Source organism: Streptomyces sp. SAJ15, from assembly GCF_007595705.1.
GTDB lineage: Bacteria > Actinomycetota > Actinomycetes > Streptomycetales > Streptomycetaceae > Streptomyces.
This window is the reverse complement of the sequence record NZ_NISY01000002.1, coordinates 282,942-296,530: the sequence shown is the minus strand read 5'-3', so window position 1 is coordinate 296,530 and position 13,589 is coordinate 282,942. Positions and strand designations below refer to the sequence as shown.

The window sequence follows — 13,589 nt, the reverse complement described above, 5'->3', positions numbered from 1 at the left end:
GGGACCGACGGGCGCGTGGACGGGACCGACGGGCGCGTGGACGGGACCGACGGGCGCGTCCACGGCTTCGGCCGCGGCTCACGACCGAGGGCCGAGTGGGACGCCCTACGGTGGCGGCTGCTCGGGCCCGTCCGACCGGGGCGGGGGATGGTCCCATCATCGCCCCAGGTCAGGCGGGGAATGCTCATTCATCGCGGACCTGCGCGAAGCCCTGTGATGCTTCTGTGATACTAAGGCACCGAATTTTCATACTTGCTGCAACAGGGGTGGGACACCTTGAAAGGTATGCGGGCAAAGCGCACTTATGGCATAGCCGCGCTCATCGCCGTGGCTGTCGTCGTGGCGCTGGTCATCACCCTGACGTCCGGCGGCGGCTCCGGCGCCGACTCCTCGGACGTGGCCGGACCGGCGAAGGACGACCCGGCTCCTCGGACGAGCCAGCAGGCTCGCCAGGGGGAGCCGAAGAAGAGCAAGGAGGAGGCGAAGTACGGGGACTGGGACGGCGAGACCAAGGTCATCGGGGACGGTTCCACCTCGTACACCGGGCCGCAGCCGAACCAGCGCAAGTGGAAGCGGCTGAAGCCGGGCGAGAAGCCGCCGCAGTTCGTGGTCTTCTCCTGGGACGGCGCCCTGGAGGGCGACGACCACCTGTTCTCCCACTTCCGGCAGGTGGCCAAGGAGAGCAACGCCCAGATGACGTTCTTCCTCACCGGCATGTACCTGCTGCCCAAGTCGCAGAAGCACCGCTATCTGCCGCCGCAGCACAGCCCCGGCTCCGCCGCCATCTCCTTCGCCACCGACGGGCACATCCGGGACACCATCCAGCAGCTGGGCGGCGCCTGGAAGGACGGGCACGAGATCGGTTCCCACTTCAACGGCCACTTCTGCGGCGCCAAGGGCGGCAACGACTGGAGCCAGGCCGAGTGGAAGAGCGAGACCGACCAGCAGTACGCGTTCGTCAAGAACTGGAAGACCAACACCGGCTACACCGACCTGCCCGCGCTGCCGTTCGACTACGACGTGGAGCTGGTGGGCGGTCGCGCGCCGTGCCTGGAGGGACAGAAGAACCTCATCCGGGCGGTCAAGCCCATGGGCTGGCGCTATGACGCGAGCTCGCCGGGCGACTTCCAGATCTGGCCGTCGAAGATCGACGGGGTGTGGAACTTCCCGCTGCAGCTGGTGCCCTACCCGCAGAGCGAGAAGCAGGTCCTGTCCATGGACTTCAACTTCCTCTACAACCAGTCCGGCGACACCACCGAGGGCGACCCGGCGAAGTACCCGGAGTGGGAGAAGCTCACCCGGGACGCCTATCTCAACGGCTTCGACCGCGTCTACCACGGCAGCCGCGCGCCGCTGTTCATCGGCAACCACTTCGAGCAGTGGAACGGCGGCATCTACATGCAGGCCATCGAGGACGTGATGCGGACCGTGTGCACGCGCGAGGGCGTGCACTGCGTGTCGTTCAAGCAGCTCGCGGACTGGCTCGACGCCCAGGACCCGAAGGTGCTGGAGAAGCTGCGGATGCTGGACCCGGCGCAGTCGCCGGACTGGTCGACCTTCGTGAAGAAGTGACACCCCGGGTCCCTCCGGGGGCGGGGCGGATGCCTCGGCCCCGGAGGGACCCCGGCTCCCGCTGAGCGGGAGCCGGGCGGCTCAGGAGGAGCCGCGCACCGACCCGATGTAGTCGGTCCAGATGTCGATGGGATAGTCCCCTCCGACCGCCCCGGGGACCGTGCCGCCCGCCTCGCCGAGGCCGCTGGTCCCGGTCATCCCCTTCAGTGGCAGCAGTTCCTGCGTCTTGGGGTGCAGTCGCGACAGCGACACCGCCGTCGACATGTCCCTCGTGTACCCGACGTACCACGCCGACTTCCCGTCCTGCGCGGTGCCGGTCTTGCCACCCGCCCCCGGAGCCACCGTGGCGGCCTGCCGCGCGCTCCCCTGGGCCACAGCGCCCTTCAGAGCCTCGTCGACCTGCTCGGCCACCTGGGGGCTGAAGGCCCGGTCGGGGCGCTCCTTCTCCAGCTCGACCGCGTCGCCGTTGAGCTTGAGGGAGGTGACGGAGTACGGCTGGGCGTGCATGCCCTCGGCCACGAAGGTGCCGTACGCGCTGGCCATCCGGATGGCGCTGGGGGTGGCCGTGCCGAGCGAGAACCCGGGCACGCGCGGCACGCCGAAGCTGGTCGGCAGCAGCCCGGCGTCCACCGAGGCGCGGCGCACCCGGTCGAGGCCGACGTCCATGCCGAGCTGGATCATCGGGGTGTTGATGGAGTCCTCGACGGCCTGGCGGAGGGTGACCTGGCCCCAGGACTTCCCGCCGTCGTTCTCACCGCGGACGATCTTTCCGCTGCGGTCCCAGTACGGGCCCTCCGGCGTGGTCACCGCGACCTTGTCGTCGCCGTTGTAGACGCTCTCCGGGGAGACCGGGGTCCGCGCGCCGCCGCGCTCGCGCAGGACGCCGTCGCGCAGGGCGGCGGCGTACACGAACGGCGTGAAGGCGGTGCCGGCGGGCACATTGGACGCGTTGGCGTCGTTGAAGCCCTGCTTGAGGTAGTCGGGGCCGCCGTACAGCGCGGCGATCCGCCCGTCGGGGGCGACGGAGGCGGCGCCGACGCGCACGTACTTGTCGTTGGCGTTCTTCTTCGGGTCGAGCCGGCTCTGCGCCTTCTCCACGGCCTTCGCGAGCGCCTCCACCTTCGGCTTCTCGAAGGTCGTGTGGATCTGGTAGCCACCCAGGTCGAAGTCGGCGTCCGAGATGTCGGTGTGGGAGCCGACATAGGCGCGGGCGGTGTCCACCAGGTAGCCGATCTGCCCGCTCAGCCCCACCTGCTTGGGCGGCTCCTTGGGCTCGGGGAACTTGGTGTACTTGGCCCGCTCCTCCGCGGAGAGCTCCCCGATCTCCACCATGCGGTCGAGCACCCACTCCCAGCGCTCCACGGCCCGAGCGCGGTTCTTGGCGCTGATGGCGGGGTCGAAGGAGCCGGCGCCCTTGAGCAGCGAGGCGAGGAAGGCGCCCTCGCTCACGTTCAGCTCGGAGACGTTCTTGCCGTAGTAGGCGTTGGCGGCCCGCTGGATGCCGTAGGTGCCGCGCCCGAACCAGCTGGTGTTCAGATATCCCTCGAGGATGTCCTCCTTGCTCATCTTGTTGTCCAGCTTGATCGCGATGAACATCTCGGTGAGCTTGCGGGAGAGGGTCTGTCGCTGGTTCAGATAGGCGTTCTTCACATACTGCTGGGTAATGGTCGAGCCGCCCTGGGTGTCCCCACCCGTGACCATCTTGGACACGGCGCGCATCAGCCCGGACGGAGAGACTCCGCTGTCGGAGTAGAAGTTGGCGTTCTCGGCGGCCAGAACCGCCCACTGCACCTTCTCCGGGATCTTCTCCAGGGCGATGTCCTGCCGGTTCACCGGCCCGGTACGGGCCATTTCGGTGCCATCGGCCCAGTAGTAAACATTGTCCTGTTGCGTGGCGAACTCATTGAGGTTTTCGGGTATCTGGGTCTGCCAGTAGATATATCCGAGAAAACCGGTCAGACTGCCGACGCAGAAGAGGAAGAGCAGGCCGATCTGGCGCCACGACGGCAGCCAGCGCCGCACGCCGCTCCTGCCCGCCCGCGGGTAGTCCAGCCGCAGCCGCCGGAATGCCCAGCGACGCACCGCCCATGCCTTGGTGGCCGAGGGCGACGCAGCCGGCTTACGGCGGTGTCTGCTGCGGTGTCTGCCCGCGGAGTTGTTGTTACTGCCTTGCACGTTGCCCCCACGCTCCGCGCACGTCAGCGCGGCACAAAGGTCCGATCGTCTTTTCCCCCAAGACGACACGTACCCTATGCCGCCTTCCGAACATCTATCGCATGAGGCCCCCTAAGTTTGTAACAGTAATGACATACCGCTACCCGTGTCCGTTGAGGCGCGCCGGGAACCGCGCCGACGGCCCGTCCGTTCGACCGGATGAGACCCCGCGCTCTCCCCCCGAACGCGGGGTCTCGTCGACGCACGGGGACGACGGGGCGCGGCGGCCCCCCTGTGCCGCCCCGACGCAAGCTCAAATGATGCTCAGAACCACGGCGCTCGGGGATTCGTCCTGTCTCCGGGGGGTCATGACTCCCGCACGTGTACGAAAGGGGGAATCATGGAGCGTCTTGGTACCGGGATCGGCTGGCGTCCGGAGATCGCCGACGAGATCGAGCGGCTGCCCGGCATCGACTGGGTCGAGGTCGTGGCGGAGAACATATGCGATGACCACCTTCCGGACGCGCTGCGGCGACTGCTCGACCGGGGGACCGCCGTCGTGCCACACGGGGTCTCGCTCGGTCTCGGCGGCGCGGAGCGGCCGGAGCCGCGGCGGCTGGCGGCGCTCGCCGCCCGGGCGGAGCTGCTGGGCGCCCCGCTGGTCACCGAGCACATCGCGTTCGTACGGGCCGGGGGGCCGCTGACCGCCTCGCCGTCGATCGAGGCCGGACACCTGCTGCCGGTGCCGCGCACCCGCGAGGCGCTGGACGTGCTCTGCGAGAACGTGCGGATCGCCCAGGACGCGCTCCCCGTGCCGCTGGCGCTGGAGAACATCGCCGCGCTCATCTCCTGGCCGGACGAGGAGCTGACGGAGGGGCAGTTCCTGTCCGAGCTGGTGGAGCGGACCGGCGTCCGGCTGCTCATCGACGTGGCCAACCTGCACACCAACCACGTCAACCGCGGCGAGGACCCGGCCCTGGCCCTGGCCGAGCTGCCGCTGTCGGCCATCGCCTACGTCCACGTCGCCGGTGGCGTGGAGCGCGACGGCGTCTGGCACGACAGCCACGCCCACCCGGTGTCCGCCCCGGTGCTCGACGTCCTCGCCCGGCTCTGCGAGCGCACCACCCCGCCCGGCGTGCTGCTGGAGCGCGACGACGACTTCCCCCCGTACGAGGAGCTGGCCGCCGAGCTCGACGCCATCCGCACGGTCACCGAACAGGCCGCCCTGAACGCGGCGGTCGCGGTCGCCGCGGCCGATCCGGCGGGGGCCGCCCCGGCCCCGGGGAAGCCCACCGCCGCGGGCCGGCCGACCGCCGGCGCAGACGCCCTTGGCGCCGTACGGACGGCCGCCCGTGCGGAGTCCGCGGCCGCCACGGCGGCCCGGAACCACCCGGCGCCTTCCGCCGGCGGCGCCGGCCGTACCGCCTTCGACGACACGACCGAGAACACCGAGCGCGCGGCGGTGGCGCGCGCTCGGCGGGCCGACGGCCCCGCGGAGACCGACGACCCGACGACCGGCCGCGCGGAGACCGACGACCCGACGACCGGCCGCGCGGAGACCGGCGCTCCCGCGGACGCGGGCGGTGGTGAGGCCGCCGGCGGCGACGCGGGCGGTGGTGAGGGCGCTTCCGGGGTGCGCGAGCGGCTGGCGCTGGCTCAGACGGCGCTGCTCTCCGCGCTGGTGGCGGGGACGCCCACGCCGGAGGGCTTCGACCGGCGGCGGCTGCGGGTGCAGAGCCGCGCGCTGGTGGCGAAGCGGGCCGAGGTGGTGGCGAAGGTGGCGCCGGAGCTGCCGCGCATCCTGGGCCCGGGCTACCGGGCCGCCTTCCTCCGGTACGCCCGCTCCCGGCCGATGACCGGCGGCTACCGCCGCGACGCCCTCTCCTTCGCGGAGCACCTGCTGGCGACGGAGCAGCCGCGGGACGCGGAGGCCCGGCGGCAGCTGACCGCCTGGTGGCGGGAGCGCTCGGGGCCCGCGCCGCGGTCCGCCGGGACCGCCGCCCGACTGGTGCGCGCCGCGGGCGCCTCCCGGGTGGCCCGCGCCGCGCGCCAGGCCCTGCGGCGCGGGTGACGGCGTGAGCGTGATAACGACGGCCGGGGTGTCCCTGGCCTATGTGGCGGTCGCCGCCGCCTCGGTGGCGCTGGCCCGAGGGACGTACCGGGCTCGGCGGGCGGCCGGGGCGGCGTCGGACGAGCGGGCGCACGACCTGATGGAGGCGGCGTTCCTGGCGGGCGGTCCGGGCCGGGTGGCGGACACGGTCCTGTGCGGCATGTGCGTGGACGGCCGGCTGTCCATCGGCGGCCCCGGCGTGGTCTCGGTGCGGCGGTCGGTGGCCCGACAACCGGTCGAGGAGGCGCTGCTCCAGGAGTACGCCCGGGCTCCGCACGGTGCCTGGGCCGCGCTGCGCACGGCGCTGACGTGCGGCCCGGCCGTCCAGGGGATCGGGGATCGACTGGCCGGCCGGGGGCTGCTGGTGCCGCCTGGCGCGATGCGGCGCTGGCACCGGCTGGGCACCCTCCAGACCAGGGTCTGCGGGGCGGCGCTGGTGCTGGCCCTGGTGCTGAGCGTCGTCGGCGGAGTCGCCGACTTCGGCTTCGCCGCGTTTCTGTCGCTGCTGCCCGCGCTGCTCGGCGGGGCGGTGGCGGGGGCCGGTTGCCGGACCCTGGCCGTGCGGCGGATCACCCGCGCGGGCCGGCGGGCCCTGGTCGCCTACCGGCTGGAGAGCGGGTACACCGGCCCCGGCGTGGGGGCGGGGTCGCGGCACGGCCGGGCGCGTGGCGGCGCGAACGGCGGCGGGCCGGGTGCCGCCACCCCGGCGGCCGTCGTGGTCGCCCTCGGTGGGCCCGCGGCCCTCACCTACGTCCCCGACCTGCGGGACCAGCTTCTCCAGGCGCGGCGTGCCGACGCCGCGGCCACCGGAAGCGGCTCGGACGTCTGGACCGGTGTGGAGATCCACGTCGACTGGTGCGGCTCGACCGGTGACGGCGGCTCCGGCTCGGACGGCGGCGGCGGGGGTGGCTGCGGCGCCTCCTTCTGCGGCGTCTCCAGCTCGGACGGCGGAGGGGGCGACGGCGGCGGAGGCGGTTCGAGCTGTGGCGGCGGCTGCGGAGGCGGCGGGGGCGGGGACTGAGCCCGCCCGCCCCGCCGAAGGACCCCGCCGAATGCCCCGCCGGGCCTGGAGCGCCGTTCTGAGCGGCCGTCACGCGGCGGCCGTCGCATGCGGACGGCCGTTCGAGTGGCGCGAGTCGAGTTCCGGTAAGACCATGGCGGAACGCGGTTTCCGTCGAGTAGAACGGCCGCCATGTTGTGGGTCTTGTTCCTCCTTGTCGCCTGGGTCGCGGCGGGGGTGTCCTGCGCCCGCCTGTGCTCGGCCGCGGTCGCCGCGGCCGACGCGCCGGACACGACCCAGGCGGTGATGGACCGCGACCTGAACCTCTACGAGACGGCGTTCCTGTCCGGCGGGCCGCAGCGGGTCACCGACCTCGCGCTGGTGTCGATGTACCGCCAACATCGGGTGTTGCTCGCCTACACCGGCTGGGTCACGGTGGTGGACCCCGACGGCCGGGACGAGTTGGAGCGCTCGGTCATCACGGCCATAGGGCCGGAGGGCCAGTCACCCGTCCCCATGGTCCGCGCGGCGCTCGCCACCACCGAATCCGTACGGGCGCTGGCCGACCGGCTGGTCACGGCCGGGCTCGCGGTGCCGCTCACGGCCCGCGCCGGGGTGACGGCGGCGGTCCGCCAGGTGCGCGGGGCCTGTGCGCTGGTGACGCTGGCGGCGGCCGCGGCGCTGCTGATGGTGCCGCCGGAGACCGGCCGGGGCATGGTGGTCGCGTGGTTCGCGCTGCCGCTGGTGCTGACCGTCGGCTGTCTGCTGATCGCCCAGGCGGAGGTGCACCCGTACACCAACTGGGCCTCTCCCGCCGGGCAGCGGATGCTGGGCCGGATCACCGTGCCGCGACGACCGCCGCGCGCCGACGACGGGACCGCACGGGCGGGTGACGACCTCACCGCGCTCGCGGTGCACGGCGCGGGGGCGCTGGCCGACCCGGCGCTGCGCGCGGCGCTCAGGGGAAAGCCGGTCGGGGCGCATTGGGGGCATTGACGCCGACACCGCGGCCCGGTCCTTTACTTCACTCCATATGACGCCAAATATCCCCTTGATGTGGTTTTTTCGGGAAAGCCTATGAAGGGATGGCGTGTGAGAGCAGCAGCACTGTATGGCGCCCTGGGATCCCTGGTCATGACAGCCCTCACCGTCACCCCCGCCACCGGGACCACGCCCACCGGCCCCCGTTCGGTGGGCGGTGAGGACGAGGCGTTCGGCGTGGCGGTGGCCGCGGAACGCGCCGCGGCCAAGGGCATCGCCTTCGGGCCGTGTCCCCGCGTCGAACGGTTGCCGGCCCCCGTCGAGTGCGGCACGGTCACCGTGCCGCTCGACTACGCGGACCCCGACGGCCGTCAGATCACCCTGACCGTCAGCCGGGCGCGCGCCACGGGCACCGGGACCGCGGCGGACACCGGCCAGGGCGGCGAGGTCGCCAAGGAGGCGGCCGGGGACCGCGGCGACACGAACGCCGAGGGCGGCAAGGGCGGCGAAGAGGCCAAGGACGCGAAGAGCGCGAAAAGCGCCAAGGGCGCCAAGGAGGCCCGGGAGGCCGGGCGCCGGCGGCACGGCGAGGGCCACGACGACGACCGGGCCGACGGGACGAGTGGGCACGACGCCCCCGTCCCCCACCAGGGCGCACTCGTCTACAACCCCGGCGGACCCGGCGGCTCGGGCATGTCCTTCCCCAGCTACGCCAGCGAGCCCGGCTACCAGAACCTCGCCAAGGCGTACGACTTCGTGGGCTACGCGCCCCGCGGGGTCGGCCGTTCCGCGCCGCTGTCCTGCCAGGAGCCGGCGGAGTTCCACAAGGCCCCGAGCAGTTCGCCGACCCACCCCTCCGCCGCGTTCAAGCGGCAGATGATCGTCAAGGCGCGGCTGTACGCGGACGGCTGCGCCCGCAACGGCGGCGGCGATCTGCCGTTCTACAACAGCCTCAACAACGCCCGCGACCTCGATGTGATCCGGGCGGCGCTCGGCGAGTCCAAGCTGAACTTCCTCGGCGCCTCCTACGGCACCTACTTCGGCGCGCTCTACGCCACCCTCTTCCCGGGGCACGTGCGCCGCATGGTGCTGGACAGCGTCGTCAACCCCGACCCCGGGCAGATCTGGTACCGGAACAACCTGGAGCAGTCGCTGGCCTTCGAAGGCCGCTGGCACGACTGGCGCACCTGGGCCGCCAAGCACGACGACGTCTACCACCTGGGCAGCACCCCGGAGCAGGTGTCCACCACCTACGAGGACGTGCGACGGCGCCTCGACCGGGCCCCGGCCGGCGGCGTCATCGGCACCGGCGAACTGCACGCCGCGTTCCTGCGGGTCGGCTACCACGACGGCTACTGGGCGCCCAGCGCCCGGGCGCTGTCGGCGTATCTGGAGGGGGACGCCAGGCCGCTGACCGCGCTGGCCGCCCCGGACCCCGAGGGCGCCGCGTCCGAGGAGAACGGCAACGCCGTCTACACCGCCGTGGAGTGCAACGACGCGAGCTGGCCGCGCCAGTGGTCGGTGTGGGACGCCGACAACACCGAGCTCGCCCGCCGGGCCCCGTTCGAGACCTGGGACAACGCCCGGATGAATCTGCCGTGCGCCTACTGGCCCGCCCGACAGCAGCAGCCGCTGGACATCGGCGCCGAGCCGGGCGCGCTGCCCCCGGTGCTGCTGTTGGCGGCCGAGCGGGACGCGGCCACGCCGTACGCCGGGGCGCTGGAGCTGCGGCGCCGGCTGCCCGACTCGGCGCTGGTCACCGAGAAGGACGCGGGTACCCATGGCATCTCCGGCGGCTCCAACGCCTGCGTCAACCGGTTCGTCGACGACTACCTGCTCACCGGGCGGGTGCCTTCGAGCGGCGACGCGTACTGCGCGCCGCGCGCCGAGCCCCAGCCGGTCAAGGAGGCTCCGGACACGGTCGTCGGCACGACGGCGAAGGAGAAGAAGGAGAGTGGGGGGAAGCGCCAGGAGAAGCAGCGGGACGAGGGGAAGGGCGACGGGAAGGGGCGGCAGCACGCCGCGAAGAAGGCACTCGAGAGGGAGCGCCACCCGCTGCGCGCGGCGCTCCCCGCGATCCCCTGATCCGACCGACCCGCTGAGGAGGGTCCGACCGACCCGCTGAGGACGCGGAACGCCCAGGGCCATCGGGCCCTGGGCGTTCCGCGTCGTGGTGCAGGGGGGGCGGGCCGGTCAGGCCAGTCCGTCGACCAGGTCGCCGACCGACTTACGGCGGCCGGTGAAGAACGGGACCTCCTCGCGCACATGGCGGCGAGCCTCGGAGCCGCGCAGATGACGCATGAGGTCGACGATCCGGTACAGCTCGTCGGCCTCGAAGGCGAGGATCCACTCGTAGTCGCCGAGGGAGAAGGAGGCGACGGTGTTGGCGCGCACATCGGGGAAGCCGCGGGCCATCTTGCCGTGGTCCGCGAGCATCCGGCGGCGGTCCTCGTCCGGCAGCAGGTACCAGTCGTACGACCGCACGAAGGGGTAGACGCTCACGTAGTCGCGCGCGACCTCGTCGGCCAGGAAGGCCGGGATGTGCGACTTGTTGAACTCGGCGGGGCGGTGCAGCGCCATGTTCGACCACACCGGCTCCAACGCGCGGCCGAGCCGGGTGCGGCGGAAGAGGTTGTACGCCTCCTGGAGCGCGTCGGCGGTCTCCGAGTGCCACCAGATCATGACGTCCGCGTCGGCCCGCAGCCCGGACACGTCGTAGGTGCCGCGCACCGTGACGTCGTTCGCGGCGAGCCGCTTGAACAGCTCCTCCACCTCGTCGGCGTAGCCGGTGCGGTCCTCCGGCAGCACGTCGCGCAGCTTGAAGACCGACCACAGGGTGTAGCGGATGACCTCGTTGAGGTCCTTGGCCTTCTTGCCGGCGTTGGGGGCCTTGGCGGGGGCGGCGTTCTCGGGTGTGTTGGCAGCAGCGGGATCAGTCATGTCTCTCATTCTCGCTCTCGGCCCGTGGCGCCCGGCGCCAGGGTCGCCAGCAGTTCGTCGGCGGCGCTTCGACCGCTGGCCACACAGGCCGGGATGCCCACGCCCTCGTACACCGCGCCGCACACCCGCAGCCCCGGCAGCTTGGCGACCTGCTCGCGGACGCGGGCGACGCGGTCCAGGTGGCCGACGGGGTACTGCGGCAGGCCGTGCTCCCAGCGGTTGACCCGGGTGGCGACGGGGCGGGCGGCGAGCCCGACCGCCTCGCCGAGGTCGGCGAGCGAGATCTCCACCAGTTCGGCGTCCTCGCGCCCCAGGTCCGCGTCGTCCTCGAACCGCCCGATCGAGGTGCGCAGCACGAACAGCTCGGAGTCGGCGTCCCGGACCCAGCCCCACTTGTGGCTGGAGAAGGTGGCGGCCTTGATGGTGTGGCCGTCGACCGGCGGCACCAGGAAGCCGCTGCCGGTGGGCAGCCCGGCGACGTCGGAGCGGCGGAAGGCCATGGTGACCAGCGCCATCGAGGCGTAGTCGACGCCGGCCAGCTCGGCGGACGCGGCCGGGGAGTCGGCGGCCAGCAGTCGGGCGGCGGCGGGGGCGGGAACGGCGAGCACGACGGCGTCCGCCGTCAGCGCCGTGCCGTCGGCGGTGACCACGGTCCAGCCGCGCGCCCCGGCTCGCGGCCCCTCGAAGGTCCCGGTCCCCCCGAAGGCGCCCGCCCGGTCGAGCTCCCCGGCGGCCGGCCCGCGGTCCGCGCCGCGCCGCAGTTCGCGCACGGGGGCGTCGGTGCGGATCTCGCCGCCGGCCGCGCGGACGGCGTCGGCGACGGCGAGCGGCAGTCGGCCGACGCCTCCGTCGATGCCCATGAAGACCGGCGTGTCCCGCTCCACCGCCGCGCGGCCTCGCTGCACGGCCTGGACGCCCTCGGTCAGCGTGCGGTGGCCGCGGGCGGCCTCGAAGAGCTGGGGGACGGCGGCGCGCATCGAGATGCGGTACGCGTCACCCGCGTACACCCCGCCCAGCAGCGGCTCGACGAGCCGGTCGACGACCTCCCGGCCGAAGCGCTCCGCGACATACGCGCCGATGGCGACGTCCTCGCCGACCTCGACGGGGGGCAGCTCCGGCTCTCGGGCGATCCGGGCCAGCCCGGCGTCGGAGAGCACCCCGGAGGCGGCCAGCGCCTCCGGCCCGCCGGGCACGCCCATCACATGGCCGCGGGGCATCGGCCGCAGCCCGCCGCGGGTCCACACCCCGGCGGTCGTGGTGGCGGGCGGCTGGAGCAGCTCGGCGAGGCCGGCGGCGCGCGCGAGGTCGATCGCCTCGGGGCGGCGCGCCAACATCGACTCGGCGCCCAGGTCCACCGGCACGCCCGCGATCTCGCCCGCGAGCAGCTTGCCGCCCAGCCGCGACGACGCCTCCAGCACGGTCACCCCGACGCCGCCCGCCAGCAGCCGGTGGGCGGCCGCCAGGCCGGAGATGCCACCGCCGATGACGACGACGTGACCAGTCGGACCGTTGCCAGGAGTGCGTGCTGCGTCCATGTCTCCTACTCTCTCAGACCCTCCTGGCGCGCCATCGCCGACCCGGTGGCTCCGTTTCGACCGTTCCGAGTCCACACCGTGACCGCACCGGTACCCCTCACCGGCAACCGCCGCCCCGCGGCCCCCGTCCAAGCGGCATCCGGAACCAACCGGCCAGAGGGGGACCTTCGATGCGCAGGCACCATCCGATCACCGCGCTCGCCGCCACGCTGCTGGCGGCCGGGCTCGCGCTCGCCGGCTGCGGCGACCCGGGAGACGGGGCGAGCGACGACAGGAAGGAGGCGGTGTCCGCGCCCCAGGGCGGGGCCGCCGACGCGGACGCGAAGCGACAGGGCGGCGGAAAGGACGGCGGACGCGGCGCCGACGGCAGGTCGCTCGGCGAGGGGGAACGACCGGGCCGCCCCGTGCGGGGGCCGAAGCAGGTGGTCCATACGGCGACGCTCACCGTACGGACCGAGGATGTGGCCGGCGCGCTGAGCCGGGCGCGCGCGGCGGTCGACCGGGCGGGCGGCTACGCCGGCGACGAGACCACCGACCAGGACCCCGACGGGCGGCGGCGGTCGCGCGTCGAACTGAAGGTGCCGCCCGCCGCGTACCAGGACCTCCTGGACGAGCTGGGCCGGCTCGGCAGGCTGGTGGAGCGGAGGGTGAGCGTCAAGGACGTCACCGACCGGATGGTGGACGTGGAGAGCCGCGTCGCCAGCCAGAAGGCGAGCGTCGCACGGGTCCGCGCGCTCATGGACCGGGCCACCTCACTCGGCGACGTGGTGACGCTGGAAGGCGAGCTGAGCACCCGCCAGGCCGATCTGGAGGCGCTCCAGGCGCAGCTTGCCGCCCTGAAGGAGCAGACCGCGATGGCGACCGTCACGCTCAACCTCCACGCGCCGGACGCCGAGGCGGCGGACGGCGGGGACGACGAGCCGGGCTTCGGCGACGCGCTCTCCGGTGGCTGGCACGCCTTCACCACCGCGGTCCGGTGGGTCGCGGTGGCCTGCGGCGCGGTGTCGCCGTTCGCCGTGGCGGCGGCGCTGGTCGTCCTGGTGGTGCGGCTGGTCCGGCGCCGGCCGCTCGCTCCCGCGAGGTGGCGCGCGTCCCGGCCGGGCGTCGGGCGTCCGAGGGAGCCGGAGGCCACGGAGCCCGCGGCGGCGACCATGGAGCCCGCGGCGACCACGCGGCCGGCGAGGGGTCCGGAGCCGGCGGGGACGGGCTCCGAAGCGGGCGACGGGGCGGGGCCCGGGGTCGACCCCGGGGCCCATTGACACCCGGAAGGCCGGGGGTCGAGACTCTCCACGAGTCG

Annotated in this window: 9 protein-coding genes; 6 read left to right on the top strand and 3 right to left on the bottom strand. The window is 73.4% G+C overall.

Going from position 1 to position 13,589, the window contains the following annotated elements; translation table 11 throughout:
- The first annotated feature begins 285 nt into the window (after positions 1-285).
- The gene (locus CD790_RS06685; RefSeq protein ID WP_144382116.1) at positions 286-1,572 is read left to right on the top strand and encodes a hypothetical protein; all 1,287 of its coding nucleotides are present in this window, start codon (positions 286-288) and stop codon (positions 1,570-1,572) included.
- Positions 1,573-1,653: 81 nt separating this feature from the next.
- Here CD790_RS06685 and CD790_RS06680 read toward each other — a convergent pair whose 3' ends face one another.
- Positions 1,654-3,654, bottom strand: a complete 2,001-nt coding sequence (locus CD790_RS06680; RefSeq protein WP_260867385.1) for a transglycosylase domain-containing protein — start codon at positions 3,652-3,654, stop codon at positions 1,654-1,656.
- Positions 3,655-4,126: 472 nt separating this feature from the next.
- Between CD790_RS06680 and CD790_RS06675 the strand changes: the two genes are divergently transcribed.
- The 4 genes from CD790_RS06675 (at position 4,127) to CD790_RS06660 (ending at position 9,902) form a co-directional block, all read left to right on the top strand.
- Positions 4,127-5,797, top strand: a complete 1,671-nt coding sequence (locus CD790_RS06675; protein ID WP_144382114.1) for a DUF692 domain-containing protein — start codon at positions 4,127-4,129, stop codon at positions 5,795-5,797.
- 4 nt (positions 5,798-5,801) lie between these two features.
- Entirely contained in the window at positions 5,802-6,857 is a 1,056-nt protein-coding gene (locus CD790_RS36590) for a TIGR04222 domain-containing membrane protein (RefSeq protein WP_313956476.1), read from the top strand.
- 171 nt (positions 6,858-7,028) lie between these two features.
- The gene (locus CD790_RS06665) at positions 7,029-7,832 is read left to right on the top strand and encodes a TIGR04222 domain-containing membrane protein (protein ID WP_144382113.1); all 804 of its coding nucleotides are present in this window, start codon (positions 7,029-7,031) and stop codon (positions 7,830-7,832) included.
- Between the two features lie 138 nt (positions 7,833-7,970).
- A complete protein-coding gene (locus CD790_RS06660) occupies positions 7,971-9,902 on the top strand; it encodes an alpha/beta hydrolase (protein ID WP_144382695.1) in 1,932 nt (643 codons plus the stop codon).
- Between the two features lie 108 nt (positions 9,903-10,010).
- Here CD790_RS06660 and hemQ read toward each other — a convergent pair whose 3' ends face one another.
- Positions 10,011-10,766, bottom strand: coding sequence for a hydrogen peroxide-dependent heme synthase (gene hemQ, locus CD790_RS06655; RefSeq protein WP_144382112.1), 756 nt, complete (start codon positions 10,764-10,766; stop codon positions 10,011-10,013).
- The gene (gene hemG, locus CD790_RS06650; RefSeq protein WP_144382111.1) at positions 10,763-12,292 is read right to left on the bottom strand and encodes a protoporphyrinogen oxidase; all 1,530 of its coding nucleotides are present in this window, start codon (positions 12,290-12,292) and stop codon (positions 10,763-10,765) included. The genes hemQ and hemG overlap by 4 nt, the downstream gene beginning before the upstream one ends.
- A gap of 170 nt (positions 12,293-12,462) precedes the next feature.
- Between hemG and CD790_RS06645 the strand changes: the two genes are divergently transcribed.
- Positions 12,463-13,551, top strand: a complete 1,089-nt coding sequence (locus CD790_RS06645; protein WP_144382110.1) for a DUF4349 domain-containing protein — start codon at positions 12,463-12,465, stop codon at positions 13,549-13,551.
- Positions 13,552-13,589: the final 38 nt, after the last annotated feature.